The 26,102-nt window shown below is 69.4% G+C and carries 23 protein-coding genes and 2 pseudogenes; 18 read left to right on the plus strand and 7 right to left on the minus strand.

What is annotated here, in order from left to right; all coding sequences use genetic code 11:
- Nucleotides 1-14 precede the first annotated feature (14 nt).
- On the minus strand, nt 15-941 hold the full coding sequence (locus ACUDCK_RS14890; protein ID WP_054504267.1) for a LysR family transcriptional regulator: 927 nt from the start codon (nt 939-941) through the stop codon (nt 15-17).
- A gap of 112 nt (nt 942-1,053) precedes the next feature.
- On the opposite strand from ACUDCK_RS14890, the gene ACUDCK_RS14895 reads away from it, so the two are divergent.
- The 7 genes from ACUDCK_RS14895 to ACUDCK_RS14925 all read left to right on the plus strand — a co-directional run bounded on the left by ACUDCK_RS14895 (nt 1,054) and on the right by ACUDCK_RS14925 (nt 8,756).
- Complete coding sequence (locus tag ACUDCK_RS14895) at nt 1,054-2,478, plus strand: M20 family metallopeptidase (RefSeq protein WP_175167985.1); 1,425 nt, start codon at nt 1,054-1,056, stop codon at nt 2,476-2,478.
- A 12-nt stretch (nt 2,479-2,490) separates the two neighbouring features.
- Nucleotides 2,491-3,483: a Bug family tripartite tricarboxylate transporter substrate binding protein gene (locus tag ACUDCK_RS14900; RefSeq protein ID WP_175167986.1), complete on the plus strand. Its 993-nt coding sequence runs from the start codon at nt 2,491-2,493 to the stop codon at nt 3,481-3,483.
- 166 nt (nt 3,484-3,649) lie between these two features.
- Nucleotides 3,650-5,263, plus strand: coding sequence for a PepSY-associated TM helix domain-containing protein (locus tag ACUDCK_RS14905; protein ID WP_175167987.1), 1,614 nt, complete (start codon nt 3,650-3,652; stop codon nt 5,261-5,263).
- Nucleotides 5,260-5,610, plus strand: coding sequence for a DUF3325 domain-containing protein (locus tag ACUDCK_RS14910; RefSeq protein WP_049074062.1), 351 nt, complete (start codon nt 5,260-5,262; stop codon nt 5,608-5,610). The genes ACUDCK_RS14905 and ACUDCK_RS14910 overlap by 4 nt, the downstream gene beginning before the upstream one ends.
- A 139-nt stretch (nt 5,611-5,749) precedes the next feature.
- Nucleotides 5,750-7,750 carry a ribonucleoside triphosphate reductase gene (locus tag ACUDCK_RS14915; RefSeq protein ID WP_175167988.1) on the plus strand — a complete coding sequence of 667 codons (2,001 nt, stop codon included), beginning with the start codon at nt 5,750-5,752 and terminating at the stop codon, nt 7,748-7,750.
- A 66-nt stretch (nt 7,751-7,816) separates the two neighbouring features.
- Entirely contained in the window at nt 7,817-7,999 is a 183-nt protein-coding gene (nrdD, locus tag ACUDCK_RS14920) for an anaerobic ribonucleoside-triphosphate reductase (protein ID WP_049074065.1), read from the plus strand.
- Entirely contained in the window at nt 7,965-8,756 is a 792-nt protein-coding gene (locus tag ACUDCK_RS14925) for an anaerobic ribonucleoside-triphosphate reductase activating protein (protein ID WP_175167989.1), read from the plus strand. The genes nrdD and ACUDCK_RS14925 overlap by 35 nt, the downstream gene beginning before the upstream one ends.
- On the opposite strand, the gene ACUDCK_RS14930 is transcribed toward ACUDCK_RS14925, so the two are convergent.
- Nucleotides 8,747-10,177 (minus strand): aminotransferase-like domain-containing protein, encoded by a 1,431-nt coding sequence (locus tag ACUDCK_RS14930; RefSeq protein WP_175167990.1) that lies wholly within the window; start codon nt 10,175-10,177, stop codon nt 8,747-8,749. The genes ACUDCK_RS14925 and ACUDCK_RS14930 overlap by 10 nt on opposite strands.
- Before the next feature lie 141 nt (nt 10,178-10,318).
- Between ACUDCK_RS14930 and ACUDCK_RS14935 the strand changes: the two genes are divergently transcribed.
- From ACUDCK_RS14935 to ACUDCK_RS14950, 4 genes are all read left to right on the plus strand, one after another.
- On the plus strand, nt 10,319-11,608 hold the full coding sequence (locus ACUDCK_RS14935; RefSeq protein WP_175167991.1) for a hydroxymethylglutaryl-CoA reductase, degradative: 1,290 nt from the start codon (nt 10,319-10,321) through the stop codon (nt 11,606-11,608).
- Nucleotides 11,609-11,702: 94 nt separating this feature from the next.
- Nucleotides 11,703-12,176, plus strand: a complete 474-nt coding sequence (locus ACUDCK_RS14940; RefSeq protein ID WP_049074074.1) for a hypothetical protein — start codon at nt 11,703-11,705, stop codon at nt 12,174-12,176.
- Nucleotides 12,173-13,561, plus strand: coding sequence for a tripartite tricarboxylate transporter permease (locus tag ACUDCK_RS14945; protein WP_020927869.1), 1,389 nt, complete (start codon nt 12,173-12,175; stop codon nt 13,559-13,561). The genes ACUDCK_RS14940 and ACUDCK_RS14945 overlap by 4 nt, the downstream gene beginning before the upstream one ends.
- A 182-nt stretch (nt 13,562-13,743) precedes the next feature.
- Nucleotides 13,744-14,901 (plus strand): NAD(P)H-dependent flavin oxidoreductase, encoded by a 1,158-nt coding sequence (locus ACUDCK_RS14950; protein WP_054504273.1) that lies wholly within the window; start codon nt 13,744-13,746, stop codon nt 14,899-14,901.
- Between the two features lie 49 nt (nt 14,902-14,950).
- On the opposite strand, the gene ACUDCK_RS14955 is transcribed toward ACUDCK_RS14950, so the two are convergent.
- Together ACUDCK_RS14955 and ACUDCK_RS14960 are read right to left on the minus strand one after the other, a co-directional pair.
- Nucleotides 14,951-16,423, minus strand: coding sequence for a sensor histidine kinase (locus tag ACUDCK_RS14955; RefSeq protein WP_445659236.1), 1,473 nt, complete (start codon nt 16,421-16,423; stop codon nt 14,951-14,953).
- A complete protein-coding gene (locus ACUDCK_RS14960; protein ID WP_049074082.1) occupies nt 16,420-17,151 on the minus strand; it encodes a response regulator transcription factor in 732 nt (243 codons plus the stop codon). Before ACUDCK_RS14960 ends, ACUDCK_RS14955 begins: the two co-directional genes overlap by 4 nt.
- A gap of 211 nt (nt 17,152-17,362) precedes the next feature.
- On the opposite strand from ACUDCK_RS14960, the gene ACUDCK_RS14965 reads away from it, so the two are divergent.
- The 3 genes and pseudogenes from ACUDCK_RS14965 to ACUDCK_RS14975 all read left to right on the plus strand — a co-directional run.
- Nucleotides 17,363-18,001, plus strand: coding sequence for a cytochrome b/b6 domain-containing protein (locus tag ACUDCK_RS14965; RefSeq protein ID WP_175143813.1), 639 nt, complete (start codon nt 17,363-17,365; stop codon nt 17,999-18,001).
- Between the two features lie 10 nt (nt 18,002-18,011).
- Nucleotides 18,012-18,803 carry a molybdopterin-dependent oxidoreductase gene (locus ACUDCK_RS14970; RefSeq protein ID WP_064523105.1) on the plus strand — a complete coding sequence of 264 codons (792 nt, stop codon included), beginning with the start codon at nt 18,012-18,014 and terminating at the stop codon, nt 18,801-18,803.
- 47 nt (nt 18,804-18,850) lie between these two features.
- Nucleotides 18,851-19,018: pseudogene (locus ACUDCK_RS14975) on the plus strand (pentapeptide MXKDX repeat protein); the annotation flags it as partial.
- Here the strand turns inward: ACUDCK_RS14975 and ACUDCK_RS14980 are convergent.
- Nucleotides 18,965-19,312, minus strand: a pseudogene (locus ACUDCK_RS14980) (pentapeptide repeat-containing protein); the annotation flags it as partial. The pseudogenes ACUDCK_RS14975 and ACUDCK_RS14980 overlap by 54 nt on opposite strands.
- Between ACUDCK_RS14980 and msrB the strand changes: the two are divergent.
- The 4 genes from msrB (at nt 19,300) to ACUDCK_RS15000 (ending at nt 24,543) form a co-directional block, all read left to right on the plus strand.
- The gene (msrB, locus tag ACUDCK_RS14985; RefSeq protein ID WP_116792642.1) at nt 19,300-19,800 is read left to right on the plus strand and encodes a peptide-methionine (R)-S-oxide reductase MsrB; all 501 of its coding nucleotides are present in this window, start codon (nt 19,300-19,302) and stop codon (nt 19,798-19,800) included. The pseudogene ACUDCK_RS14980 and the gene msrB sit on opposite strands and share 13 nt — an antisense overlap.
- Nucleotides 19,801-19,835: 35 nt before the next feature.
- Nucleotides 19,836-20,534 carry a peptide-methionine (S)-S-oxide reductase MsrA gene (gene msrA, locus ACUDCK_RS14990; protein WP_175167994.1) on the plus strand — a complete coding sequence of 233 codons (699 nt, stop codon included), beginning with the start codon at nt 19,836-19,838 and terminating at the stop codon, nt 20,532-20,534.
- A 534-nt stretch (nt 20,535-21,068) separates the two neighbouring features.
- Nucleotides 21,069-23,855: an autotransporter family protein gene (locus ACUDCK_RS14995; protein WP_175167995.1), complete on the plus strand. Its 2,787-nt coding sequence runs from the start codon at nt 21,069-21,071 to the stop codon at nt 23,853-23,855.
- A gap of 187 nt (nt 23,856-24,042) precedes the next feature.
- The gene (locus ACUDCK_RS15000; protein WP_063583237.1) at nt 24,043-24,543 is read left to right on the plus strand and encodes a hypothetical protein; all 501 of its coding nucleotides are present in this window, start codon (nt 24,043-24,045) and stop codon (nt 24,541-24,543) included.
- 84 nt (nt 24,544-24,627) lie between these two features.
- Here the strand turns inward: ACUDCK_RS15000 and ACUDCK_RS15005 are convergent, their stop codons facing one another.
- Entirely contained in the window at nt 24,628-25,179 is a 552-nt protein-coding gene (locus tag ACUDCK_RS15005) for a Dps family protein (RefSeq protein WP_049074093.1), read from the minus strand.
- 157 nt (nt 25,180-25,336) lie between these two features.
- Nucleotides 25,337-26,002: a TetR/AcrR family transcriptional regulator gene (locus ACUDCK_RS15010; RefSeq protein ID WP_175167996.1), complete on the minus strand. Its 666-nt coding sequence runs from the start codon at nt 26,000-26,002 to the stop codon at nt 25,337-25,339.
- Nucleotides 26,003-26,102 lie beyond the last annotated feature (100 nt).

The following is a 26,102-nucleotide window of genomic DNA, read 5'->3' on the forward strand; positions in this document are numbered from 1 at the left end:
CCGCGCCCGACGCCTCAGCCCGCGCCCCGTTCCACTTCCGGGGCGCGCGGCGCCACGCTCAGGCGTTCGGCCAGCAGCGCCAGGAAGGCCCGCGCCAGCGGCGGCAGGGTGGCGCCGCGCAAGGTCACGACCTGGATGCTGCGCTGGCGCATTTCGGGATTGCTGAACGGCACCGCCACCAGGCCGGCGCTGTCGAGCAGGCCGATCACTGTCAGGTAGCCCGTCAACGCCACGATCTGGCTGCCCGGCAGCATCGGCAGGAAGGCCGCCGAATGGTTGGACACATAGGCCGGCTCGATGTGCACGCCGGCATTGGCGCAGGCCGTGTCGAACAGGTCGCGCACCGTGGTGCCCGGATCGCCCAGCGACAGCGGCGCCTGCGCCAGGTCGCGCACGCCGACGCTGCGGCGCGCGGCCAGCGGATGGCGACGGCACATGATGGCGTAGACCGGCGCGCGGCACAGCAGCTCGGTCTTGAGGCGCTCGTCGGGCGCCACCGTGTAGCGCAGCGCCAACTGCGACAGGCCCTCCAGGATCAGCCGGTTGACCTCCTCCGGCCGCTCCACCAGTAGATGGAAGCGCGCCTCGGGATGCAGGCGCTTGAAATCGGCCATGCACTGCGGCAGGAAGCGGTGCGCGAAGCCCTCGGTACAGGCCAGCCGCACCGTCACGTCGCCCTGCGCGCTGCGCTGGCGGATGGCGGTGGTGACGCGCTCGGCCTCCAGCGCGGCGGCGTTGGCGTAGGCGGCCAACTGGCGCCCTGCCTCGCTCAAGGCCATGCCACGCGCCTGGCGTTCGAACAGCGCAATGCCAAGCTCTTCCTCCAGCTTGGCGATTTGGCGGCTCACGGCCGAAGCCGCCACATGCTGCGCGGCCGCCGCGCCGGCGATCGAGCCGCAGCGCGCCACCTCCAGGAAATACCGCAATCCCAGCGAAATCATGGTGCTCCCCCAATCGTTGCCTTAATGGCAACGATCAAATGCGAATTATCTAATTGTGGCATGTCCATAAGCGTAATAACTTTGTGCCTCCGCCGCTTCCCCCGAGACCGCAGTGACCCGCGAACAAGCCCTAGCCCACGCCACCGGCGCCTATGACGATGGCACCTTGCAGGCCGACCTGGCCCGCCGCGTCGCCTTCCAGACCGAAAGCGAGGAACCGAGCCAGGCCCCTGACCAGCACGCCTACCTGAGCGACGAGCTGGCGCCGGGCCTGGAACAACTCGGCTTTGCCTGTCGCGTCCATCCCAACCCGGCCGGGGTCGATCTGCCGATCCTGGTGGCGCGGCGCATCGAGTCCACGGCGCTGCCCACCGTGCTGCTGTACGGCCACGGCGACGTGGTGCGCGGCAACGCGGCCAAATGGGACGCCGGCCGCGATCCCTGGCGCCTGCGGGTCGAGGGCGACCGCTGGTACGGCCGCGGCACCGCCGACAACAAGGGCCAGCACACCATCAACCTGGCGGCGCTGCGCGAAGTCCTGCGGGCGCGCGACGGCAGGCTGGGATTCAACGCCACCTGGCTGATCGAGACCGGCGAGGAAGCCGGCTCGCCGGGCCTGGCGGCGTTCTGCGAGGCGCAGCGCGAGACTCTCGCCGCCGACGTCTTCATCGCCAGCGACGGCCCGCGCCTGGCCGCTGCCCGCCCCACGCTGTTCATGGGCTCGCGCGGCGCGGTCAACTTCGAACTGTCGCTGCGCGCCCGCGAGCGCGGCTATCACTCGGGCAACTGGGGCGGCCTGCTGGCCAACCCCGCCATCATCCTGTCGCACGCCATCGCCACGCTGGTGGACGCGCGCGGCCGCATCCAGGTGCCGGGCCTGCGCCCGCCCCCCATCCCGGCCGCGGTGGCCGCGGCGCTGGCCGACCTGGAGGTCGGCGGCGGCCCCGACGATCCCGCGATCGACAATGACTGGGGCGAACCGGGGCTGTCACCCGCGGAGCAGGTGTTCGGCTGGAACAGCCTGGACGTGCTGACCTTCGGCGCCGGCGATCCGGCCAAGCCGGTCAATGCCATTCCGCCGGCCGCCTCGGCCTGGTGCCAGTTGCGCTTCGTGGTCGGCACCGACTGGAAGGCGCTGGAACGCCACGTGCGCGCCCACCTCGATGAGGCCGGCTTCGGCGACGTGCAGGTGCGCGTCGGCATGCAGGCCGGCGCCACCCGGCTGTCGCCCGACAACCCGTGGGCGCGCTGGGCCGCCGCCTCGATCGAGCGCAGCACGGGCCTGCGGCCGGCGCTGCTGCCCAACCTGGGCGGTTCGCTGCCCAACGACATCTTCGCCGACCTGCTCGGCCTGCCCACGCTGTGGGTGCCGCATTCCTACCCCGCCTGCGCCCAGCACGCCCCCAACGAACATCTGCTGGGCAGCGTGGCGCGCGAGGGCCTGGCCATCATGGCCGGCCTGTTCTGGGACCTGGGCGACCAGGGCGCCGCGTTGCGCCAGGCCGCCCGCAATCCCGTTACCATTGCCCAACCCTGACCGGACCCGACCATGATCGCCAGAATCCGCGCCGCCGCGCTGGCCTGCCTTTCGGCCCTTGCCCTCCAAGCCGCCGTGGGCGCGCCCGCCGCCCACGCCGCCTATCCCGAACAGGCCATCAAGCTGGTGGTGCCGTTCACGCCCGGCGGCGCCACCGACGCGGTGGCCCGCCTGCTGGCCAACCGCCTGTCGGGCAAGCTGGGCCAGGCCGTGATCGTCGAGAACCGGCCCGGCGCGTCAACCGTCATCGGCGCCAACGCCGTGGCGCAGGCGCAGCCCGACGGCTACACGTTGATGCTGTCGGGCAGCACCACCTACACCGTGCTGCCGGCGCTCAAGCGCGACCTGCCGTACGATCCGCGCCGCAGCTTCGAGCACATCGCCATCGTGGCCCTGGCGCCGGTGGTGCTGCTGGCGCAGAACAGCGTGCCGGCCAAGACCGCGCAACAGGCCGCCGAGCTGGCGCGCGACAAGACCGCCAGCGGCGGCCTGATGTATGGCACCTTCGGCCCGGGATCGGCGCCGCACCTGGTGGGCGAAATGTTCGCCGAGGCCGCCGGCGCCAAAATGACGCCGGTGCCCTACAAGGGCAGCGCGCAGTTCATCACCGCCCTGATCGGCGGCGAGATCGCGCTGGGCGTGGACACGGTGTCGTCGGCCGCGCCGCAGGTCAAGGCCGGCAAGGTGCGCGCGCTGGCCGTCACCGGCGAACACCGCGTGCCACAACTGCCGGACGTGCCGACCTTCATCGAAAGCGGCCTGCCGGGCGTGTCGATGGTGGGCTGGTACGGCCTGGTGGCGCCGGCCCGCACGCCGCAGCCCGTGCTGGACACGCTGAACCGCGCGGTGGCCGGGATCATGGCCGATCCGCAGGTGCAACGCGCCGTCACGGATCTGGCGCTGGAACCGGTCTACCTGGACGGCGCGGCCTTCACGGCGCGCATGCGGCAAGAGTTGCAGACCTTCGGCGAAGTGGGCCGGCGCGCCAACATCAAACTGGATTGAGGCCGGCGGGCGCCCCGCGTTGCGCCGCGGGGCCAGCGCGTAGGGATTTCGTCCTACTCTGGCCCCATTTCGACTAGAATCAGAACCATTCTCAATAAAGGACGGCGGTCCGCGGCCGCGTCGAAAAATAACGAGGCGCGTTCTGAAACCCACTTTCCGTCTTTCCATGGCCTGGCTCCACACCTGGGTCGGCCTGTGGTTTTCCTGGCTGCTGTTCGCCGCCTTCCTGACCGGCACCCTGGCGGTATTCGCCGAACCCATCACCCATTGGATGACGCCCGAGCATCACGCGGCCGAGGCCGAGGCGGCGGCGCGCGAGCCCGTCAAGGTGGATCGCGCGCGCCGGCTCGACCTGGCGGTGCGGTACATGGCGCGGCATCACCCCGGCGCCGGCATGTGGGAGATCTGGCCGGTCGACCGCTTTCACGACAACGGCCTGGTGGCGTACTGGTTGGACCAGAACGGCGAATACGCCGACGCCGAACTCGATCCCGAGACCGGCCAGGAACTGCCAGAGCAAGCGCACCACGCGGCCGGCCGCGCCACGCTCGGCGGCAGTCACTTCGTCGACTTCCACTACAACCTGCATGCCCAGCCGCTGGGCGTCTGGATCGTGGCCTTCGCGGCCATGGCGATGCTGGTGGCGATGATCTCGGGCGTGGTGACGCACAAGCGCATCTTCAAGGACTTCTTCACCTTCCGCGCGAAAAAAGGCCAGCGCTCGTGGCTGGACGCGCACAACGCCACGGCGGTGCTGACGCTGCCGTTCCAGTTCATGATCGCCTACACCGGCATCGTGATCTCGGCCCTGACGCTGATGCCCGCGCCGATCACGGCGGCCTATGGCGGCGGCGCCGAGGCCGCGCGCCAGTACCTGGCCGAACTCTCCCGCGAAGACCGGCCGACGCCGACCGGCGCCGCGCTGGCGGTGCCGCCGCTGGAACCGCTGGTGGCCCGCGCCGAACAACTGATCGGGCAGACCGCCCGCGCCGTCGTCATCAACAACCCCGAAGACGGCTCGATGCGGATCGCGGTCTATGGCTGGAACGAGGCCGCCGACCAGCAGGTCCTCATCAGCACCACCACCGGCATGGCCGAATTCTCCGCCGCCAGCGGCGAACTGCTGCGCGTGCGCGCGCCCGGCGGGGTCGAAGGCGGCGCCGCGCCGCTCACGCGCCAGGTGATGGCCGACCTGCACATGGTCAAGTTCGGCGGCCTGGCCATGAAATGGCTGTATTTCCTGTGCGGCCTGGCCGGAGCCGCGATGATGGGCACGGGCGCGGTGCTGTTCATGGTCAAGCGCCGCAACAAGATGGGCAACGAGTTCGGCGCCGCCACCGCGCGCGTCTACCGCCTGATCGAAGGCCTGAACGTGGCCGCGCTGGCCGGCCTGGCGATCGCCTGCGTCGCCTACCTGTGGGCCAACCGCCTGCTGCCGGTGGCGCTGCCGCAGCGCGCCGGCTGGGAGCTGCGCGCTTTCTTCATCGTCTGGGCGCTGACGCTGGCCCACGCCTGGCTGTGCGCGCCGCGGCGCGCGTGGATCGGACAATTGGCCACGCTGTCGGCGCTGTGCCTGCTGCTGCCGCTGCTGTCGCTGGCGACGATCGGCGACCATCCGCTGGCGCAGATCGCGCGTGGCGACTGGGAAAGCGCCGGCGTCGAACTGACGGCCGTGGCCACCGGCCTGGCGGCCGGCTGGGCCGCGCTACGATTGCGCAAGAAACCGTTGTCGGCGCCGCCGCCGCGCAACGCCCGCCCGCCCCAGGAAGCCACGGCATGAATCTGAACGACGCATACGGCATCGCCATGGCGCTGCTGCTGACCTATTCCGGCATGGCCTGCCTGAGCCTGGCGATGCCGCGCCACTATGACCAGGTCTGGGGCCGCGATCCGTCCGCCGGCCATTCGCGCGTGCTGCGCGCCGCCGGCATCCTGCTGTTGCTGCTGGCGCTGCTGCCCTGCGTCGGCCTGTGGGGCAACACCGTAGGCGTGGTGGCCTGGCTCGGCTGGCTGTCGGCCGGCGCCCTGCTGTGGGTCGGCATGCTGTCGTGGTCGCCGCGCCCGGCGATGCGCACCGCGGCGCTGGCGGTGGTCATCTCGATCGCCGGGGTCGGCTTCGGCTTCTAGGGCCGCATTGCGCCCGCCCCGGCCCGGCCGGGGCCGTTTGACCGGCATCAAGCCGGCCTGACAAACGCCTCGGCGACTCGGTCTTTGACACCATAGGTGGTGGTAGAGTTTTTCCACCCCACAACATATGGTGTCAGCGATGCAACTCCAACACATCCTCAAGCGCGACGGCCGGCTCGTCGCATTCGACCGCGCCAAGATCGCGGCGGCCATCGCCGCCGCCGGCCGCGGCACCGGAGAACTGGACGCCGACGTGGCCCAGGCGCTGACCGGCGCGGTGATCGAGGCGCTGGCCGCCGAGGGCAACGTCTGCCCCGGCGTGGAGACCATCCAGAACCAGGTCGAGGAAACGCTGGTCAAGGCCGGCTACTGGCGCACCGCCCGCGCCTACATCGTCTACCGCGAACAGCACGCCCGCCTGCGCGCGCTGCGCCACACCCTGGTGGACGTGGAAAGCGCCATGGAGGAATACCTGGAACAGCGCGACTGGCGCGTCAACGCCAACGCCAACCAGGGCTACAGCCTGGGCGGGCTGATCCTGAACGTGGCCGGCAAGGTCACCGCCAACTACTGGCTGTCCAACGTCTTCACGCCCGAGGCCGGCCAGGCCCACCGCGACGGCGACATCCACATCCACGACCTGGACATGCTCAGCGGCTATTGCGCCGGCTGGTCGCTGCGCCAGTTGCTGACCGAGGGCTTCAACGGCATCCCCGGCAAGATCGAGGCCACGCCGCCGCGCCACATGTCGGCGGCCATCGGCCAGATCGTCAACTTCCTGGGCACGCTGCAGAACGAATGGGCCGGCGCGCAGGCCTTCAGTTCGTTCGACACCTACATGGCGCCCTTCATCCGGCGCGATGCGATGACCTACGCCGAGGTCAAGCAAAGCATGCAGGAGCTGATCTACAACCTGAACGTGCCGAGCCGCTGGGGCACGCAGACGCCGTTCACCAACCTGACCTTCGACTGGACCTGCCCGGCCGACCTGCGCGAACAGATCCCCTACGTCGGCGGCGAGGAAATGCCGTTCGCCTATGGCGACCTGCAGGCCGAGATGGACATGATCAACCGCGCCTACATCGAGGTGATGATGGCCGGCGACGCCAAGGGGCGCGTGTTCACCTTCCCGATTCCCACCTACAACATCACGCCCGACTTCGACTGGGACCATCCCAACACCGAGCGCCTGTTCGAGATGACCGCGCGCTACGGCCTGCCGTACTTCCAGAACTTCCTCAATTCCGACCTGGAGCCGCACATGGTGCGCTCCATGTGCTGCCGCCTGCAACTGGACCTGCGCGAGCTGCTCAAGCGCGGCAACGGCCTGTTCGGCTCGGCCGAGCAGACCGGCTCGGTGGGCGTGGTGACGATCAATTGCGCCCGCCTGGGCCATACCTGCCGCGGCGACGAGGCGGCGCTGATGGCGCGCCTGGACCACCTGCTGGGCCTCGGGCGCGACGTGCTGGAGACCAAGCGCAAGGTGGTGCAGCGCTATATCGACCAGGGCCTGTATCCGTACACCCGGCGCTACCTCGGCACGCTGCGCAACCACTTCAGCACGCTTGGCGTGAACGGCATCAACGAGATGATCCGCAACTTCAGCGACGACGCCGACGACGTCACCACGCCGGCCGGCCACGCGCTGGCGGTGCGGCTGCTGGACCGGGTGCGGGCGCGCATGACCGAGTTCCAGGAAGAGACCGGCCACCTCTACAACCTGGAGGCCACGCCGGCCGAAGGCACCACCTACCGCTTCGCTCGCGAGGATCGCAAGCGCTATCCCGGCATCCTGCAGGCGGGCACCGAGGCGCAGCCCTACTACACCAACTCCAGCCAACTGCCGGTGGGCCACACCGACGATCCGTTCGAGGCGCTGGCGCTGCAGGAAGCGCTGCAGGGCAAGTACACCGGCGGCACCGTGCTGCACCTGTACATGAACGAGGCCGTGTCGTCGGCCAGCGCCTGCAAGGAACTGGTGCGGCGCGCGCTGTCGAACTTCCGCCTGCCGTACATCACCGTCACGCCGACGTTCTCGATCTGCCCGAACCACGGCTATCTGGCCGGGCACCACGAGTTCTGCCCCAAGTGCGACGCCGAACTGCTGGCCAAGCAGGCGTCTTGCTGCGCGCCGGCCTGACCGCGGCGTCCATCGCTTTTATTTCCCCCGGGCGATCCGCGCCCGGCCCTTTCCCCAGGAGCCCTCATGCAAACCGTGATCACCCCGCAAGCCATCGCCCCGCAGGCCGCGCATCTGGACGACAGCCAGCGCGTGCGCTGCGAAGTCTGGACCCGCGTCATGGGCTATCACCGCCCCGTGTCTTCCTTCAACACCGGCAAACAAGGCGAATTCAATGAACGCCGCTTCTTCGTCGAACAACGTGCCTGAAGCGGCCGGCGGCCGCAAGGCCGCCCCCGCCCGCCACCCGCCGCGCCTGGCCCACGCCGCGCCGCCCCGGCCGGCGGCCCAGCCGCTGCCGCGCCATTCGCCGGCGGTGGGCGGCCTGACGCCCTTCTCCACCGTGGACTGGCCGGGCACGCTGGCCGCCGTCGTCTTCATCGCCGGCTGTCCCTGGCGCTGCCACTACTGCCACAACCCCGAATTGCAGACACGCAACGCGCGCTACGACTGGCGCGACGTGCGCGCCTTCCTCGACAACCGCCAGGGCCTGCTGGACGGCGTGGTGTTCTCGGGCGGCGAGCCGCTCAGCGAGCCGCGCCTGCCGTCGATGATCCGCGAGGCGCGGCGCATGGGATACCGCATCGGCCTGCACACCGCCGGCATCTATCCGCTACGGCTGGCCGACGTGCTGCGCTACCTGGACTGGGTCGGCCTGGACATCAAGGCCGACGCGCAGGGCTATGACGACATCACCGGCCGCCGCGACTCGCATCGTCCGGCGCAGGCCTGCCTGACGCAGTTGCTGACCGCCGGCGTGGATTTCGAATGCCGCATCACCTGGCATCCCGACTGGCTCGATGAGACCCGGCTGCTGGGCCTGGCGCGCGAACTGGCGCGGCGCGGCGTCAAGCGCTTCGCGGTGCAGGGCGCGCGCAATTGCCCCAGCACCCCGCCGGCGCGGCTGCTGGGCGCGCAGGCGCAGGCCCTGCTGCGCGGCTGGTTCGAGGAATTCAGCTACCGCTGAGCGCCGCCGCGCCCCAGGCGCGCCGCCAGCGCGGCGTGAAAGCGCGGCGACGCCACCGCGCCCACATTGCAGCGCGACCAGGGCGAGGCCGCCGTCGGATCGACGCTGAACACGCGGCCCGGCGCCATGATGACCTTCTCCGGCATCAGGTCCTCGGCCAGCGCCAGCGAATTGTCGATGCCGGGAAACGCCGCCCACAGATAGAGCGAGCGGGTGGGCCGCGTGTAGACCGTCGCGCCCAGCGAATCCAGCACCCGCAGCGCGTCGCCGGTGGCCGCTTCCAGCCGCTGGCGCAGGCGCACCAGGTGGCGCTCGTAGTGGCCGTCGCGCAGCATCACGTCGACCATGCGCTCGCAGTATTCCGAACTGCTGACGTGCACCAGCGCCTTCAGGTCCGCCAGGTCGCTGGCCAGGCCCGCGCCGCAGGCGATGAAGCCGACCCGCAGCGCCGCCGAGAACGACTTCGAGAAACTGCCGATGTAGACCGTGCGCTCCAGCTGGTCCAGCGCCGACAGCCGCACCGCCGAGGTCGGCTTGAAGTCGGCCAGCGGATCGTTCTCGACCACGATCAGGTTGTGGCGCTCGGCCAGTTGCAGCAGCTTGTAGGCCTTGGCCGGCGAAATGTCGGAACCGGTGGGATTGTGCGCCAGCGACTGCGTGAAAAACAGGCGCGGCTTCTCGCGCTGCAACAAGGCCTCCAGCGCCGCCAGATCCGGGCCGTCCGACAGGCGCGGCACGCCCAGCATGCGCACGCCGGCCAGCTTGAGCTTGCCGAACAGCGGGTAGTAGCCCGGATCGTCCACCAGCGCCGCCGCACCCGGCGGCAGGAAGTAGCGGATCACCAGGTCCATCGCCTCGTTGGCGCCTTGCGTCAGCACCAGCTGCGACGGCGCCGCGCTGATGCCGACGTCGCCCAGCTTGCGCACCAGGCTCTCGCGCAGCGGCGCGTAGCCAAAGCGGCTGCCATAGCGGAACAGCGTGCCCAGGCCGGTGCGCACGACCTTCTGGTGATAGCGGTCCATGCGCATATCGGCCAGCCATTCCACCGGCGGGAAACCGTCGCCGGCGGCAATGGCGTCGGGCTGCGTCTTGAGCTGTTCGCGCATCAGCCAGACGATGTCCATGGCGCGGCTCAACTGCCCCGGCTCTTCATCGGCGGCGCGCCGCGCCGGCCCGGTGTCGAGCACGTAGAAGCCCGAGCCGCGACGCGGCTCCACCAGCCCGCGCGCCACCAGCATCTCGAACGCCACCACCACGGTGTTCTTGGCGTAGCGATGCAATTGCGCCAGCTCGCGCAGCGACGGCAATTTATCGCCCGGGCGGTAGACGCCCTCGGCGATCTGGCGCCCGATCAGGCGCGCCAGGCTTTCGGCGATGGGCGCGGCGCGCGGGGCGCGGCCCGGGGAATTGTCGGCGTCCACGGCGTGGTTTCCAGCGGGGAAAAGTCGAAAATTGGTGCAGTGCGATGGTACTGTTCGTCCAAACTGTACCTCTGAATGCCGGTACAGTTTACCTAGAATCCGGTCACCCAATTCCTAGATTTCCAGATGGAGACACATGCCATGGTGGCCGATTCTCGCCTGCCCAACTTCCGCGCCCTCCCCCCCGCCCAACGCCTCGCCGCCATCGCCGACGCGGCCGGCCTGACGCCCGAGGAACGCCAGCAACTGGCCGAACCGGGCGCGCTCGGCCTGGAGCGCGCCGACGGCATGATCGAGAACGTCATCGGCGCCTTCGAGCTGCCGCTGGGCGTGGCCGGCAACTTCCAGGTCAATGGCCGCGACGTGCTGGTGCCGATGGCGGTGGAAGAACCGTCGGTGGTGGCCGCGGCCTCGTTCATGGCCAAGCTGGCGCGCGAGAACGGCGGCTTCGAGACCTCCAGCACCCGGCCGCTGATGCGCGCCCAGGTGCAGGTGCTGGGCCTGACCGATCCGCACGGCGCGCGCGTTGCCCTGCTGCGCGAGCGCGAGCGCATCGTCAAGCTGGCCAACAGCCGCGACCAGGTGCTGATCGGCCTGGGCGGCGGCTGCCAGGACATCGAGGCGCACGTGTTCGCCGACACGCCGCGCGGCCCGATGCTGGTGCTGCACCTGATCGTCGACGTGCGCGACGCCATGGGCGCCAACACCGTCAACACCATGGCCGAGGCCGTGGCGCCGCTGGTCGAGGAGATCACCGGTGGCACGGTGCGGCTGCGCATCCTGTCGAACCTGGCCGACCTGCGCCTGTCGCGGGCCCGCGTGCGCCTGGCGCCGCAGACCCTCGACACCAAGGACCGCAGCGGCGCCGAGATCATCGAGGGCGTGCTGGACGCCTACGTATTCGCCGCCACCGACCCGTACCGCGCCGCCACCCACAACAAGGGCATCATGAACGGCATCGACCCGGTCATCGTCGCCACCGGCAACGACTGGCGCGCGGTCGAGGCCGGCGCCCATGCCTACGCCTGCCGCGACGGCCGCTACACCTCGCTGACCCATTGGGAAAAGGACGCCAGCGGCGCCCTGGTCGGCACGCTGGAAATGCCGATGCCGGTGGGCCTGGTGGGCGGCGCCACCAAGACCCATCCGCTGGCGCGGCTGGCGCTCAAGATCATGGCGGTGCGCTCGGCCCAGGAGCTGGGCGAGATCGCCGTGGCCGTGGGCCTGGCGCAGAACCTGGGCGCGCTGCGGGCGCTGGCCACCGAAGGCATCCAGCGCGGCCACATGGCGCTGCACGCGCGCAACATCGCGCTGACCGTGGGCGCGGTGGGCGCCGAGGTCGACCAATTGGCCAAACGCATGGCCGAAGAAAAGGACGTGCGCGCCGACCGCGCGCTGGCGCTGCTGGAGGAACTGCGGAAACCGGCCTGACGGCGCGGCACGGCCGGCGCACGCACGCCGGCCGCACAAGAACAGAGGCGGCGCCGGGAACCTCCCGCGCCGCCCGTCCATCAAGGAGACAGACATGGAAAGAGACAGCAAGGCGTCCGCCGGACGCCTGGCCGAAGTATGGAACGACACGGTCGACCTGCGCCACCTGGCGTGGGCCATCGCCATCGGCATCGCCGTCAGCGTGGCGGGCTTCTACGCCGCCAGCGGCTGGCTGCGCGACAAGGTCGCCTCGCCCGAGCTGGCGCACGCCTACGCCATGCTGGCCGGCCTGGCCGGCTGCGTGCTGGCGGGCGTGATCTGCGCCCGCCTGTTCCCGCCCAAGCGCGAAGTGGTCGAGCACAGCGCCTCGCACGATCCGGCCTGGCGCGCCGAGGTGCTGGCCGAACTGGCCGCGCAACCGGGCGGCCTGGGCACGCTGGCGGACCTGCCACCGGCGGTGGTCAAGGAACTGAAGGAACTGGACCTGTACGAGCTGTTCGCCGCGCCCGCCGCGGCGCAGGCGCCGCAGGCCCAGCCGCGCAACGTGCGTGAAGAGGTGCCGGCATGAGCGATCCCGTGTTGCTTGAACAGATCATGGTGGCCGCCGGCATGGGCCTCCTGGGCGCGGTGGTGTTCGCCGCCATCGGCCTGGTGTCCGGCACCGACGAGACCACCACGCTGGCGCCGCTGACGCTGCTGGTGGTGCTGCTGGGCGTGCCGCCCGCCGGCGTCTTCACCTTCTTCCTGGCCGGCGCGGTGGCCAAGCACATGACCCACGCGGTGCCGACGGCGCTACTGGGCATCCCCGGCGACACGCTCGCCACGCCGCTGCTGCAGGACGCCAACATGCTGCGCAAGCTCGGCGTGCCGCACATCGCGCTGCGCAAGATGGTGTCGGGCGCCATCGTCGCCGCTTTCGTGGCGGTGCCGCTGGCGGTGCTGTTCGCCGTGCTGCTGGCGCCGTTCGGCGGCGCCATCACCAAGTCGGCGCCGTGGATCTTCCTGGCCGCGGCGGTGCTGATCGCCTATTTCTCGGCCGGCCGCTGGGCCGCGGTGGCGCTGCTGGTGCCGTTCGTGGTGGTGATCGTGGCGCTGCAGAGCCTGACCGCCAAATACGGCGTCAAGCTCAGCATCAGCTACTTCCTGGGCATCGCCATCGGCCCGCTGATCGCGGACCTGTTCACCGTGATCGCGCCGCAGGGCCGCGCCAAAATGATGCGCGACAAGGTGCGCACGTTCTCGCTGGCGCCGGACGTCAAGGGCTGGTCGGGCTACTTCCCCAACCCGCTCAAGGTGATGGACCGCATCCAGACCCGCTGGACCCTGGCCACCGCCACCATCTCCAGCGCCACCTTCGTGTTCAGCCCGGTGGCGATGACGGTGGTGCTGGGCGAACTGGTGGGCTCGCGCGTCAAGCATGCCTATCACCGCCTGACCACGGTGCTGAGCGCGCGCAACGGCGTCACCGAGGCGACCTACATCGCCGAGGCCCTGATCCCGCTGATCGCTTTCGGCCTGCCGCTCAGCCCGGTGGCCGCCGGGCCGGCCGCGCCGCTGTTCAACGCGCCGCCGCGCTTCACGGTGGACGCGGCCAGCGGCCAAACGCACAACCTGCACAACCTGCTGAACCACTGGGAGTTCCTGGGCTACGGCATGCTGGCGGTGCTGCTGGCGGCGATCGTGTCGTATCCGTTCGCCATGAACTTCGCCCGCCGCGCCGCGCTGTTCGTGTCGCGCAAGGTCAGCCACGAGGCCATCATCGCCACCTTCGTCGGCCTGATCATCGTGATCAGCGTGTGGGAAGGCCAGTTCCTGGGCCTGCTGGTGATCCTGACCATGGGCCTGTTCGGCGGCCTGCTGTCGCGCCTCTTCGGCTTTAACACCGGCGTGCAGTTCATGGGCTACTACACCGCCGTGCTGACGGTGCCGGCGCTGGTCAAGCTGGTGGCGTAAGGCCACCATTGGCCAAGGGCGGAGCCCGCCGGCTCCGCCCCTTTTTTGTCTGCCCGGCCGGGCCACGCCCCTGCCGCGTTCCCTCTCCCCGCTTTCACCCGCCCGCTTGATCCCGCGCAAGGCGGCGCGTCATGCATTGCTCTAGCCTCGGAGCCACTGTTCCCAATAAAGGCTCCCATTTCATGACGTGGTTCAAATCCCTCACTCTCGCCGGACGCGAATTGCTGCCCATCGTCCAGGGCGGCATGGGCGTCGGCGTATCCGCCCATCGCCTGGCCGGCGCGGTCGCCAGCCAGAACGCGGTCGGCACCATCGCCAGTGTGGACTTGCGCCATCACCATCCCGATCTGATCGAGCAGACCGAGGACTGCCGCGACCGTGAACAGATCGACAGCGCCAACCGCGTCGCGCTGGACCGCGAAGTGCGCGCCGCGCTCGACACCGCGCAGGGTCGCGGCGTGGTGGCCGTCAACGTCATGAAGGCGGTGCGCGACCATCCCGCCCTGGTGCGCCAGGCCTGCGAAAGCGGCGCCCAGGCCATCGTCATGGGCGCCGGCCTGCCGCTGGACCTGCCCGACATGACCGCCGACTACCCCAAGGTGGCGCTGGTCCCCATCCTGTCGGAAGCGCGCGGCGTGGCCGCCGTACTGAAAAAGTGGATGAAGAAAGGCCGCATGGCCGACGCCGTGGTCATCGAACACCCCGGCTACGCCGGCGGCCACCTGGGCGCCGCGCGCCTGGACGACATCCACGACGAACGCTTCGACTTCAAGCGCGTGCTGGCCGAATGCCGCCAGTTGTTCCAGGACCTGCAACTGGGCCGCGACGCCCCGCGCCTGATCGTGGCCGGCGGCGTCGGCAGCCACGAGCAGGTGCGCCACTGGCTCGGCCACGGCGCCGACGGCGTGCAGGTGGGCACGGCTTTCGCCGTGACCGAAGAAGGCGACGCCCACGAGAACTTCAAGCGCGTGCTGATGGAAGCCGACCCCGACAAGCTGGCCGAATTCACCAGCGTGGCCGGCCTGCCGGCGCGCGCCGTGCCGACGCCGTGGCTGACGCGCTACCTGCGCCAGGAAAAGACCCTGCAGGAGAGCACCCGCTGCGACGCGCGCCGTTGCAGCCAGCGCATGGACTGCCTGACGCAGTGCGGCCTGCGCGACGGCATCGCGCGCTTCGGCCAGTTCTGCATCGACCTGAAGCTGGCCGCCGCCATGCGCGGCGAAGTCAGCCGCGGCCTGTTCTTCCGCGGCGCGTCGAAGCTGCCGTTCGGCGACGCCATGCGCAGCGTGCGCGAGCTGATGGACTACCTGCTCAACGGCAGGATGCCGACGGCGGCCTGACGGCACGCCAGCGCCAGGCTACGGCGGCGCGCGGGCGGCTGACGCCGCGTCAGCGCGCCGCCGGCAGGTCGAACTCGAACACCGCGCCCGGCTCCGGCCGTTGCACCAGCCGGATATCGCTGTGATGCAGCTTCAGGATGCGGTGCACGATCACCAGCCCCAGCCCGCCGCCATCGCGCGGGCCGTCCGCCAGCACCGAGGCGCGGGTGAACAGGCCGGCGCGCAAGGCGTCGGGAATGCCGGCGCCATTGTCGCTGACCCGCACCTGCACGCCGTCGCGCGCCTGCCGCAGGCGTAGCTCGATGCATCCGCCCGGCGCCGTATGGCGGATGGCGTTGTCCAGCAGATTGGTGAGCACCCGCTCGATCATGCCCAGGTCGGCGCGCACCGGCGGCAGTTCCTGGTCAATCGCCGTGGTCAGCCGCTGCTGGCGCGCCTCGGCGGCCAATTCGAATTTCTGGATCACGTCCTGCGCCAGCTCGGGCAGCGAGAAGGTCTCGGGTTCCAGCCGCACCAGCCCGGATTCCAGCCGCGCCAGCTCGAACAGTTCCTGCGCCAGCCGGCCGACCTTGCGGCTCTGCGCCAGGGCGATGTCCAGGTAACGGCGGCGCTCGGCCGCGTCCAGCGTCTCGTCCTTCAACCGCAGGGTCTCCAGGTAGCCGTGCAGCGAGGTCAGCGGCGTGCGCAGATCGTGCGAAATGTTCGCCACCAGGTCGCGCCGCTGCTGGTCCTGTTGCGTCAACTGGCGCCATTGCTCGGAGATGCGGCGGCCCATCTGCACGAAGCTGCGGCGCAGCAGCGAGATCTCGTCGCCGCCCGCATCAGTGGCGTCGGCGGGCTTTTCCAGCGCCGCCAACGCGCGGCCGTCGTCGTCGCCAAAGGCCCGCACCGCGCGCGTCAGCCCGCGCAGCGGCCGCGTGATCAGGCCGAACGCCGCCAGGCCCGCCACCAGGCCCAACAAGGCCACCAGCGCAATCGACCACAGGGTGGTGCGCAGCACCGCGCTGCGCGACGCAGCCATCGCCAGCGCGTCATGCGCCTGGCCCTGCAACACCACATAGACATAGCCCTCGTCGCGCCCCGCCACCCGCACCGGCGCGGCCGAAAATACCTTGGCCGTATCCAGGTGGCGCGGATCGTCGCCTTCGATCGGCAGCGCCCCGCCCGCCAGGAAACGCCGCACCGGCGCCAGGTCGATCCGGTCGCGCTTGATCTGCCCGGGCGGCGCGGCATCGCCGACGATGCGTCCGTCGTTGTCCAGCAGGTAGACCTCGACCGCGGGATTCACCATCATCAGCATCGAGAACAGCGAACGCACCGCGTCCGGCTTCCAGCCGTTGGCGTCCATCAGTTCATTGGTGCCGGCGATATGCTGCGCCAGTCCGCTGGACAGGCGCTGCACCACTTCCTGCTCGTAACGCGCATGGGCCGAGATCTGCAGCCAGGCCGACGCGCCGCAGCACGCCAGCAGCAGCAGCGCGAACACGGCCGACAGGCGCTGGGTCAGGGTCAGGCGCTTCATGATGCTGACTCCGCCGGCGCGCCGGGCGCGGCCGCGAACTTGTAGCCGCGGCCCCAGACCGTGAGGATGCGTTGCGGATTGGACGGATCGGCCTCGATCTTGGTGCGCAGCCGGTTGATGTGGGTGTTGACGGTGTGCTCATAGCCTTCGTGCTGGTAGCCCCAGACCTGGTTCAGCAGGTCCAGCCGCGAGAACACCTTGTCGGGATTGCGGGCGAAGAAATGCAGCAGGTCGAATTCACGCGGCGTCAGTTCCAGCCGGCGCTCGTCGACCGAGGCGGTGCGGGCAATGGGGTCGATGGCCACGCCGTGCTGGCGCAGGCTGCCGGCGTCGATGCGGGCATTGCGCTCCAGCGCCTCGGTGCGGCGCAGCAGCGCGCGCACCCGCGCCACCAGTTCCAGCATCGAGAACGGCTTGGCCAGGTAGTCGTCGGCGCCCAGTTCCAGGCCGAGGATGCGGTGCACCTCGCTGGAGCGGGCGCTGGTGATGATGATGGGGGTGTAGCGCGTCATGGCGCGGGCGCGCTTGCAGATCTCCAGGCCGTCGATGCCGGGCAGCATCAGGTCCAGCACCAGGGCGTCCCAGCCGCCCTCCTCCAGCCGGCGCATGCCTTCGTTGCCGTCGGCCGCGTGCTCGACCGCGTACCCCTCGTCACGCAGGTGCAGGCGCAGCAATTCGGCGATGTGGGCGTCGTCTTCGACGATCAGGACGCGGCGGGGCGTATCCATAGGGGCTCGGTCAGGGGTGGAAATCAGGGTGAGCCGACCGCCAGCGGCCGGCAACGCCGGGCGCGGGCGATCCGCCCCCGGCAGCGCTATTGTCGCCAATCCATGGCCGGCGAGTTATCACATTTATTTTAAGTTTGCGTGAGGACTTCGATATCGGGCCCGGGGAAGAATGGCTCCAACGACAACAACCGCCTCCCCGAGGAGCCCCGCCATGATGGCCACGCCCGCCACCCCAGACGCCCCCGCCGCCCCGGCGGCCGACAGCCGCGGCCCGGTCCATCCCGGCTGGCTGCGCATCATGCATTGGCTCAATGCGCTGGCCGTGGTCATCATGGTGACCAGCGGCTGGCGCATTTACAACGCCGCGCCGTTCTTCGACTTCACCTTTCCCAACGGCGCCACCCTGGGCGGCTGGCTGGGCGGCGCGCTGCAATGGCACTTCGCCGGCATGTGGCTGCTGCTGGTCAACGGCCTGCTCTACCTGGGGCTGAACCTGACCACCGGCCGCCTGTGGCGCAAGTTCTTCCCGGTCGGCCCGCGCGGCGTCGCCCGCGACCTGGCCGCCGCCCTGCGCGGCAAGCTGTCGCATGCCGACCCGCGCCACTATAACCAGGTGCAGCGGCTGGCCTACCTGTTCGTCATCGCGGATATCACGGTGCTGGTCCTGTCCGGCCTGGTGCTGTGGAAGTCGGTGCAGTTCGACACGCTGCGCACGCTGCTGGGCGGCTATGAATTCGCGCGCCGTATCCATTTCTTCGCCATGGCGCTGCTGGTGGCGTTCGTGGCGGTCCACCTGGTCATGGTGGCGCTCGTGCCGCGCAGCCTGATCGCCATGATCCGCGGCAAATAAGGAGCCTGACGTGAGCGCAAAACGACGCCTGTCGCTGCTGGGCCTGGATGGCCCGGCGATCCTGAAGGAAGCCGTGAAGATCCTGGACAAGCGGGTCGAGGCGCCCTCGCGCCGCGCCTTCCTGCGCAGCAGCCTGACGCTGGGCGGGCTGGCGATGCTGTCCGGCTGCACGCTGTCCGACGATGAGAACGTGGAAAAGGCGCTGAGCGCGGTGTCGCGCTTCAACGACCGGGTGCAAGGCTGGATCTTCGATCCGAACAAGCTGGCCCCCACCTACCCGGAATCGATGATCACCCGCCCGTTCCCGTTCAATGCCTATTACGGCATCGACGAGGTGCGGCAGGTCGAGGAAGAGAGCTTCCGGCTGGAAGTCACCGGCATGGTGGCGGACAAGCGCCGCTGGCGGCTGGAAGAGCTGCGCGCCATGGCGCAGATCGACCAGGTCACGCGCCACATCTGCGTCGAGGGCTGGAGCGCCATCGGCAAATGGGGCGGCGTGCCGTTCTCGACCTTCCTGAAGCGCGTGGGCGCCGACCTGACCGCGAAATATGTGGGATTCAAGTGTGCCGATGACTACTACACCAGCATCGACATGCCGACCGCGTTGCATCCGCAGACGATCCTGGCGCTGACCTACGACGGCAAGACCCTGCCGCCGGAGTACGGCTTCCCGATGAAGCTGCGGATGCCCACCAAGCTTGGCTACAAGAACCCCAAGCACATCCAGGCGATTTTCGTCACCAACACCTACCCGGGCGGTTACTGGGAGGACCAGGGCTACAACTGGTTCGGCGGCAGCTAGGTGGTTTTCACTTTTTTTCCCACCACGACACACCAGAGGAACGCATCATGAAGACACTCACCACCGCCGCATTCTCGCTGTGCCTGGCTTTTGGCGCGGTCGCCGCGCACGCGGCCGACAGCATGTCCAAGGACGGCATGTCGAAGGACGGCATGGCCAAGAGCGGCATGTCGAAGGATGGCATGGCCAAGAGCGGCATGTCGAAGGATGGCATGGCCAAGGATGGCATGGCGAAGGACGGCATGTCCAAGGACGGCATGTCCAAGGACGGCATGTCGAAGAACTCCATGTCCAAGGACGGCATGTCGCACGACGGCATGAAGAAGGACGGCATGGCCAAGGATGGCATGTCGAAGGAAGGGATGTCCAAGGACGGCATGTCCAAGGGCGGCTCCATGAGCAAGGACAGCATGGGCAAGTAAGCCCGCCCGCCAACCGTCCCGCGTGCGCCGCCCCGGCCGCGCCGCGCGCGGGCCCGCTTTCCCGAGGAGCCCCCATGAGACTGACACGCAGGCATTTCCTGGGCGCGGGCGGCGCCTTCGCGGCCGCCGCCGGCCTGGCGCCGCTGCTGGGCGGGCGCGCCGCGCGCGCCGCGCAGCCCCGCGCCTACCCCTATACCCTGACCGACGCCGAATGGCGCGCCAGGCTGACCCAGGCGCAGTACGACGTGCTGCGCCGCGAGGGCACCGAACGGCCCTACACCAGCCCGCTCAACGACGAGCATCGCGCCGGCACCTTCGCCTGCGCCGGCTGCGCCCAGAAGCTGTTTTCGTCGGCCACCAAGTTCGACAGCGGCACCGGCTGGCCCAGCTTCTGGCAGCCGCTGGAACACGCCGTCGACACGCTGGAAGACCGCAGCTTCGGCATGACCCGCACCGCCGTCAATTGCGGCAATTGCGGCGGCCACCTGGGCCACGTCTTCGACGACGGCCCGCGCCCGACCGGACTGCGCTACTGCATGAACGGCGTGGCCATGAACTTCACCCCGCAGGCCTGATCGCGGCCGGCGTCATTTTTCGAGGATTGCGCATCATGTTCCTTCGTCCCTTCTCCCGCGCCCGCCAGGCCGCGCTGGTCGCCGCCGGCGCCCTGTTCGCCCTCGGCACGGCCGGCGCCGCCGAGACCGCCTTCATCATTCCGCCGCCCGCGCTCGACGCGTCGGCGGCCGGCGCGGCCCAGGAAAAAGCCGTGATCGCCGGCGGCTGCTTCTGGGGCGTGCAGGCGGTGTTCCAGCACGTCAAGGGCGTCTCATCGGCGGTCTCCGGCTACGCAGGCGGCCAGGCAGCCACCGCCGACTACGACACCGTCAGCGGCGGCCGCACCGGCCACGCCGAATCGGTGGAAATCACCTATGACCCGAAGCAGGTCAGCTACGGCCAACTGCTGCAGATCTATTTCTCGGTGGCGCACGACCCGACCCAGCTCAACCGCCAGGGCCCGGACAGCGGCACCCAGTACCGCTCCACGGTGTTCCCGGCCAACGACGACCAGCGCAAGGTGGCCGAGGCCTACATCGCCCAGTTGAACAAATCCGGTGTGTACCCCAAGGCGCTGGCGACCACGGTGGAACCGCTCAAGGCCTTCTACCCCGCCGAGGGCTACCACCAGGACTACCTGGTGCGGCACCCGTACAGCATGTACATCATGGTGAACGACGTGCCGAAGGTGGAGAACCTGGCCAAGACCTTCCCGGCGGCGTATCGCGACAAGCCGGTGCTGGTGAATCCGTAGGCAGCGGCTGAATCCGCGGGCGGCTGGCGGACAGGGCTGTCATTGGAGGCCGCCGGCAGGGGTTGCCGCGCCGGCGGCCGCGCCACGCGCGACCGCCGTTGCCATCGCGCGCCGTGCAGCCGGGAAGGCGCCGTCGCGATGGCCGAAAAAACGCGCGTCCTGACGTTTTTTCGCGGCGCCTCGATAAGCAGGATAAATAATAAAAACCGCGCCGATTCTTAAAATAGAAAATCAGCATCTATCGTGCCTGACAGATAATATGGAATGTATCAATTCCCGCCATATTGATAAGACGGACGGTATCCAAAACATCAATAAAAACAAATGGTTGGTATCCAAACGACCGAAAACCGCGGCCTTGGATGGTATCTTTAAGGCAGTTTTTTAATCTGCAAAAAAGCGGGTATAAATTGCGTCCTTTTTCCACCGGCCCGTCCATTCCATACAAAGTATTTCAGCCACCGGAAACACGATTTCCGTGGGCAATTGCGTATGGTATCGGGACCTCGGGCCGAGACAAAAAGGATTCCAGTCTTGATATACGGCACGAACAAGTGGCTGACGGCCACGGTCGCATTGAGCACCACCTGCTGCGGCGCCGCCATGGCGGCCGACCTGACGGTGGCGTCCGGCAGCACGCAGGTGTTCGACGGCTCGGCCGCCTTCCCCGGCGGCGTTGACGTCAACGGCGGCACCCTGGTGATCGGCGGCAACGGCGGCGGCGCCGGCGTCACCCTCACCGGCAACGTCAACGCGGCCGCCAACGGCACCGTCTCGGGCTTCGGCGCGATCAACGGCAACCTCGACGTGAACGGCGCGCGCGTCGCCCCCGGCTACCCGGTGGGCACGCCCACCGGCGTATCCAACGGCAACCTCGTCGTCAGGGGCGACCTGTCGATGAACAACGCCGTATTCGACTTCGAGACCGGCTACGCGGGCCTGCCGATCACGCAGCCCGGCACCGGCGACAACATCACGGTCGCCGGCAACGCCACCCTGAACAACACCACGTTGAACGTGTCGGTCAACACGCTGGGCACCAACGCCGGCTACTACCGCATCCTGTCATACGGCGGCACCCTGAGCGGCAACGGCCTGACGCTGGGCAGCGTGACCGGCGACTCGCAGCCCGCGGCGACCATCCAGTCGCTGACCGGCGACAAACAGATCAACCTGATCCTGGGCCCCAGCACCACCAATCTGTGGAACGGCAACGGCGCGGCATCCGCCACCCGCGCCGGCGGCGGCAATGGCACCTGGAGCGCCGCCAGCGGCAACTGGAACAGCCCCACCAACGCCACGGGCGCCCTGCCCGACGGCGGCTACGCCATCTTCACCGGCGCGGCGGGCACGGTCACGGTCGATGGCGGCGCCGGCCCGGTGCGCGTGTCGGGCATCCAGTTCGCGACCGACCGCTACACCGTGCAGGGCGCGCCCATCACCCTGGTGGGCAGCGGCGGCAACCCGCCGGCCCTGGTGGTCGGCGACGGCACCTATGCCTCGGGCCAGTTCGTCGACACCATCCACAACCCGCTGCAAGGCACCCAGGGCTTCGTCAAGACCGGCCCGGGCTCCCTGATCCTGACGGCCGACAGCAGCGGCCTGAGCGGCCCCATCCTGATCGCCGACGGCGCCCTGGAGATCGACGGCAAGCTGAACGGCCCCCTGGACATCGGCCGCGAGGTCGTGCTGGCGGGCGTCGGCCAGGTCGGCACCACCACGCTCTACCCCACCGCCGTGATCTCCCCGGGCAACGACGGCTCGCCCATCGGCACGTTGACGGTCAACGGCAACCTCGCCTTCGGCGCCGATACCGTCTATCGCGTGCACGCCGATCCGGCCAGCAGCGCCAGCGACCGCATCCACGTCACCGGCGTCGCCACGCTGGATGGCACCGTGGCGCACGTCGGCCCGGCCGGCAACTATGCGCCGCGCACCACCTACAACATTCTCACCGCCGACGGCGGCATTCAGGGCCGCTTCACCGGCGCCTCCAGCGCCTACGCCTTCCTGACGCCCACGCTCAGCTACGACGCCAAGAATGCCTTCATGACGCTCACGCGCAACGACGTGCCGATCGGCAGCATCGGCGGCACCGGCAACGAAGCCAGCGTCGGCGGCGCGCTGGACCAGGAAGATCCGCCCGCGAGCGGCAACGGTTCGACCTCAGGCGGCAATGGCGCGACGGCCCCCGGCAACGGCTCGCCCGTGGTCGGCAGCGGCAGCACTGCGGCCGCCGGCACCGGCGCCCGCCAGGTGACCACGGCCGTGCTGACGATGACGCCCAATGAAGCGCGTTCGGCCCTGAAGCAGTTGTCCGGCGAGGCCTACGCCAGCACCGCCACCGTGCTGCAGAGCCAGGCCGACAGCGTGCGCGCGTTGCCGCTGGATCACCTGCGCGGCAACCTCGACGCGCCGGTGCGCGCCGGACAGCCGACCGCCCAACTGGGCGCGCCGTCGGCCGACGCGCTGCCGCAAAGCGGCGCCTCGCCGGTCTGGGCGCAGGCCTTCGGCAACTGGAGCACCTTCGCTGGCGACGGCAACGCCTCGAGCGTCAGCCAATCGTCCGGCGGCCTGTTCGTCGGCGGCGATGGCGCGGTCGGCGGCGGCTGGCGCCTGGGCGGCGCGGTCGGCTACGTCGGCAGCCACAGCTCGCTGGCCGATTCCGCCTCGCGCACCGACGTCGACAGCTACACCGCCACGATCTTCGGCGGCCGCAATTTCCAGGCCGGTCCCGGCCACCTGCGCTTCATGGCCGGCGCCGCCTACACCTGGCACGACATCAACACCAAGCGCGACGTCGCGGCCGGCAGCCTGAACCAGCGCCTGGAGTCGTCCTACCGCGCCTCGTCGACGCAGCTTTTCAGCGAACTCGGCTACCACCTGCCGCTGAGCGATGCCTACAGCATCGAACCCTATGCCGGCCTGGCCTGGAACCAGCTTCGCACGCGTGATTTCGAGGAATCGGGCGGATCGGCCGCCCTGCGCGGCAAGGGCCGCACCGACGACGTGACCAGCAGCACGCTGGGCGTGCGCGGCGCCTGGCAGTTCGAGTCCAGCGGCGCGCCGGGCCGCCTGACCGCCTCGCTGGGCTGGCGCCACGCCATGGGCGACGTCACGCCCAGCCAGCAACTGGCCTTCGACGGCGGCGGCACGTTCTCGGTGCGCGGCGTGCCGATCGCCAGGAATGCCGCGGTGGTCGGCCTGGGCGCCGAAATCGCGCTCGCCCGCAACACCACCGCCGGCGTCGCCTACGACGCGCAGTTCGGCGGCGGCAACCGCCAGCAGTCGGGCCTGCTCAAGCTGGCCGTGCGCTTCTAGGGCAACGCCGCGAGACCGGGGCGTTCCCGCCGCGCCGGGAACGCCCGCGCGCATTGCGCTACAGTGCGGGGGGCAGGCGGAATCCGGCCATCCGGATATCCGCCCTGCGCACCCATGATCTCTTCGGCCTGGCGCGTCAACCCCGCCCGCGAGGCCGCGAACCCATGCCCCCAGGAACAGCACAGTAGTGAACGACACCCACATGCCGGACGACGGCGACTTCCACGACCGCAAGGAACAGGGCGCCACGCTGTGGCGCGACGATGGCTGGACCGCCCGCATCATCAAGAACGAAGACGACGACGGCTGGGCCGTCGAGATGACCCTGGACGGGCAGGCCGAACCGGCCCTGGTGGGCCCGTGGACCATGGGCCGCGACAAGAAGAACCCCAAGCCCCTCGACACGCCCGCCTTCCATACCCTGGTCAAGACCGCCAACGAAGTCCTGCGGCGCCACGAACAGCAATTGCACGCAACGCTGCACAAGAGCGTGAAGATCGATGCGGCCGCCGGCCGCGTCACCGTCAAGCTGGATATCGTGCCCGACGAGGACGAGCCCTATGCCGTGCTCAGCGCCTACGACGAATCGGGCGAACAACTGGCCGAAATCCACGTGGCGCCCACCTACAAGCTGAGCGTGCAACGAGCCTCGGAATGGGCCCGCGGCGGGTTTGGGCGCGAGGGCTGACACACCGGCAACCGGCGGACCGCCCTTCGCCCCGCCCTCTCCCGCCCCCCGATACAAGGGCCGGGAAACGGCTGCCTACGCCGTTCAATGACCGGTGCTGTCGCCCTGCCGGCTGGCCTCGAACAGGAACCAGGTGCGCCGCTCGGTCTCGTCGATCCAGTTCTCGATGAGGCTGGAGCTGGCGATGTCGCGATGCTCGTCGGTCACGTTGTGGGCCTCGCGCAGCGTGGCCGCCAGGGTCTTGTTGTCTTCGCGCAGCTCGGCCAGCATGTCCAGCGGCTGGACGTAGTCGGCATCGTTGTCGGCGATGCGCTGGGTGCGCGCGATATGGCCGATGGAACGCAGCGTGGTGCCGCCGATCTTGCGGATGCGCTCGGCGATGGGATCGGTCATCGCGAACAACTGGTCGCCCTGCTCGTCCAGCAGCAGGTGGTAGTCGCGAAAATGCGGCCCGCTGACATGCCAGTGGAAGTTCTTGGTCTTCAGGTACAGCGCGAACACGTCGGCCAGCACCTGGTTCAACACCGCGGAGATATCGCGGGTGGCGGCGGCGGCCAGATCGGTGGGGGTTGCCAGCGGGCGTTTGCGCAGCGTCTTCGCCGCCTTGGTGGTCTTCGCATTCAGTTTCTTGGCCATGAATCGCAGCTCCTGGAAATGATTCGGAAAACACGCGCGCGGCGCGATCGGTCGCGCCGCGACGTCCCAGGGTAATTCCGTATGCGCGCTTTGCCAATGGCCGCGCGCGGCTGGCGCCAAGCTGAATCGATATGCCCGCGCGGGCATGACGCCATCACTAGTCCGGCAGGACCTCGAACACCCGCCCCTGCCCGGAGAACAGCGCCACGCAAGCCTGGATGCGATCCGCGATGGAGCCCCGCGGCAGCGGCTCGGCCAGGCCCAGCGCCATCTGCCGCAGCGGTTCGGCGATGGTCATGGCCAACAGCAGGCCGGCGGTCTCGCGCGGTTGCTTGATGCGGATCAAACCGCGCGCGGCCAGTTTCTCGAACCACCCCGCCAGCATCGCGGTGCCGCGCTCGATGCCGTTTTCCTGATACACCGCCAGCAGCGCGTTGCGCGCCGGAAAGTCGGCCGTCAACAAACGGAACATGCCGACGGCGTCGGCCGACAGGGCGCGGTCGGCGATCGTCTGCAGCACCCGCGCCAGCGCCGGCAGCACCTCGGTGGCGCTGGCGACCTCCTGCGCCAGCGCCGGCTCGAAGCTGTCGGTCCAGCCGCGCACCACCTGCGCCACCAGGTCCTCGCGATTGGCGGCGAAGCGGTACACGGTTTTCTTGGCCATGCCGGCGCGACGGGCCACCGCTTCCAGCGTCGCGCCGCCATAGCCTTCGTTCAGCAGCAGCCAGGTGGCGGCGTCGAGGATCGCGGCGCGCAGTTCGGCGTCGGGTCGGGCGGGACGGCCGCGCGGGCGCGGCGCGGCGGATGAGGCAAGGGACGCCATGGGCGATTGGTTCTCCTGATGTCGAGTGGGCGATCTTACACGGTCCGCTTATTTTGGAAACGATCTACGTTTCTTTAATGTAGAATCGGCTTTCCCTTAT

The organism is Achromobacter sp. CF-sbj1-Ac2-l, assembly GCF_052698165.1.

What these genes read in the sequence shown, in the direction of transcription:
- ACUDCK_RS14935 (WP_175167991.1), top strand. Translation starts at nt 10,319, where the DNA reads ATGGTGGCCGATTCTCGCCTGCCCAACTTCCGCGCCCTCCCCCCCGCC.
- ACUDCK_RS15010 (WP_175167996.1), bottom strand. Translation starts at nt 26,002, where the DNA reads ATGGCGTCCCTTGCCTCATCCGCCGCGCCGCGCCCGCGCGGCCGTCCC.
- ACUDCK_RS14910 (WP_049074062.1), top strand. Translation starts at nt 5,260, where the DNA reads ATGAATCTGAACGACGCATACGGCATCGCCATGGCGCTGCTGCTGACC.
- ACUDCK_RS14900 (WP_175167986.1), top strand. Translation starts at nt 2,491, where the DNA reads ATGATCGCCAGAATCCGCGCCGCCGCGCTGGCCTGCCTTTCGGCCCTT.
- ACUDCK_RS14905 (WP_175167987.1), top strand. Translation starts at nt 3,650, where the DNA reads ATGGCCTGGCTCCACACCTGGGTCGGCCTGTGGTTTTCCTGGCTGCTG.
- ACUDCK_RS14960 (WP_049074082.1), bottom strand. Translation starts at nt 17,151, where the DNA reads ATGGATACGCCCCGCCGCGTCCTGATCGTCGAAGACGACGCCCACATC.
- ACUDCK_RS14925 (WP_175167989.1), top strand. Translation starts at nt 7,965, where the DNA reads ATGAACGCCGCTTCTTCGTCGAACAACGTGCCTGAAGCGGCCGGCGGC.
- ACUDCK_RS14940 (WP_049074074.1), top strand. Translation starts at nt 11,703, where the DNA reads ATGGAAAGAGACAGCAAGGCGTCCGCCGGACGCCTGGCCGAAGTATGG.
- msrB (WP_116792642.1), top strand. Translation starts at nt 19,300, where the DNA reads ATGAGACTGACACGCAGGCATTTCCTGGGCGCGGGCGGCGCCTTCGCG.
- nrdD (WP_049074065.1), top strand. Translation starts at nt 7,817, where the DNA reads ATGCAAACCGTGATCACCCCGCAAGCCATCGCCCCGCAGGCCGCGCAT.
- msrA (WP_175167994.1), top strand. Translation starts at nt 19,836, where the DNA reads ATGTTCCTTCGTCCCTTCTCCCGCGCCCGCCAGGCCGCGCTGGTCGCC.
- ACUDCK_RS14945 (WP_020927869.1), top strand. Translation starts at nt 12,173, where the DNA reads ATGAGCGATCCCGTGTTGCTTGAACAGATCATGGTGGCCGCCGGCATG.
- ACUDCK_RS14955 (WP_445659236.1), bottom strand. Translation starts at nt 16,423, where the DNA reads ATGAAGCGCCTGACCCTGACCCAGCGCCTGTCGGCCGTGTTCGCGCTG.
- ACUDCK_RS14965 (WP_175143813.1), top strand. Translation starts at nt 17,363, where the DNA reads ATGATGGCCACGCCCGCCACCCCAGACGCCCCCGCCGCCCCGGCGGCC.
- ACUDCK_RS14915 (WP_175167988.1), top strand. Translation starts at nt 5,750, where the DNA reads ATGCAACTCCAACACATCCTCAAGCGCGACGGCCGGCTCGTCGCATTC.
- ACUDCK_RS14950 (WP_054504273.1), top strand. Translation starts at nt 13,744, where the DNA reads ATGACGTGGTTCAAATCCCTCACTCTCGCCGGACGCGAATTGCTGCCC.
- ACUDCK_RS15005 (WP_049074093.1), bottom strand. Translation starts at nt 25,179, where the DNA reads ATGGCCAAGAAACTGAATGCGAAGACCACCAAGGCGGCGAAGACGCTG.
- ACUDCK_RS14890 (WP_054504267.1), bottom strand. Translation starts at nt 941, where the DNA reads ATGATTTCGCTGGGATTGCGGTATTTCCTGGAGGTGGCGCGCTGCGGC.